This is a genomic window from Ensifer adhaerens, assembly GCF_002007205.1.
GTDB classification, from domain to species: domain Bacteria; phylum Pseudomonadota; class Alphaproteobacteria; order Rhizobiales; family Rhizobiaceae; genus Ensifer; species Ensifer adhaerens_D.
Window position 1 is genome coordinate 1 of record NZ_LAZS01000020.1, and the last position, 1,178, is coordinate 1,178.

Annotated in this window: 1 protein-coding gene; it reads right to left on the bottom strand. The window is 60.9% G+C overall.

All coding sequences use genetic code 11. The features are described from left to right. Positions 1-2: 2 nt before the first annotated feature. The coding region (gene tuf / locus XB14_RS32380) for an elongation factor Tu (RefSeq protein WP_034795467.1) at positions 3-1,178 on the bottom strand (1,176 nt) is incomplete at its 5' end.

The window sequence follows — 1,178 nt, forward strand, 5'->3', positions numbered from 1 at the left end:
GATTACTCGACGATCGAGGCAACGATGCCTGCGCCGACGGTACGGCCGCCTTCGCGGATCGCGAAGCGCAGCTTTTCTTCCATCGCGATCGGAACGATCAGCTCGACGGCAACGGTGACGTTGTCGCCCGGCATGACCATTTCCGTGCCTTCCGGCAGCGTCACGATGCCCGTCACGTCCGTCGTGCGGAAGTAGAACTGCGGACGGTAGTTGGTGAAGAACGGCGTATGACGGCCGCCTTCTTCCTTCGTCAGGATGTAGGCTTCAGCCATGAACTTCTTGTGCGGCTTGACCGAACCCGGCTTGCACAGGATCTGGCCACGCTCGACGCCGTCACGGTTAACACCACGGATCAGCGCGCCGATGTTGTCGCCGGCCTGGCCCTGGTCGAGCAGCTTGCGGAACATTTCAACGCCCGTAACCGTCGTCTTCGACGTGTCGCGGATGCCGACGATTTCAACTTCTTCGCCGACCTTGACGATGCCGCGCTCAACGCGACCGGTCACAACCGTACCACGGCCCGAGATCGAGAACACGTCTTCGATCGGCATCAGGAACGGCTGGTCGATCGGACGCTCCGGCGTCGGGATGTAGGCGTCAACAGCTGCCATCAGCTCGCGGATCGCGTCTTCGCCGATCTTCTTGTCCGAATCTTCAAGAGCAGCAAGCGCCGAGCCCTTGATGATCGGAATGTCGTCGCCCGGGAATTCGTAGGACGACAGAAGTTCGCGAACTTCCAGCTCGACGAGCTCGAGAAGCTCGGCGTCGTCAACCTGGTCGACCTTGTTGAGGAACACGACGATTGCCGGAACGCCAACCTGGCGGGCGAGCAGGATGTGCTCGCGGGTCTGCGGCATCGGGCCGTCAGCAGCCGAGCAAACCAGGATCGCGCCGTCCATCTGCGCTGCACCGGTGATCATGTTCTTGACGTAGTCGGCGTGGCCGGGGCAGTCGACGTGAGCGTAGTGACGGTTCGGCGTCTCGTACTCAACGTGGGCCGTCGAAATGGTGATACCACGGGCCTTTTCTTCCGGAGCGGCGTCGATCTGGTCATACGCCTTGAACTCGCCGAAGTACTTCGTGATCGCTGCGGTCAGCGACGTCTTGCCATGGTCAACGTGGCCAATCGTGCCAATGTTAACGTGCGGCTTGTTGCGCTCAAATTTGCTCTTTGCCAT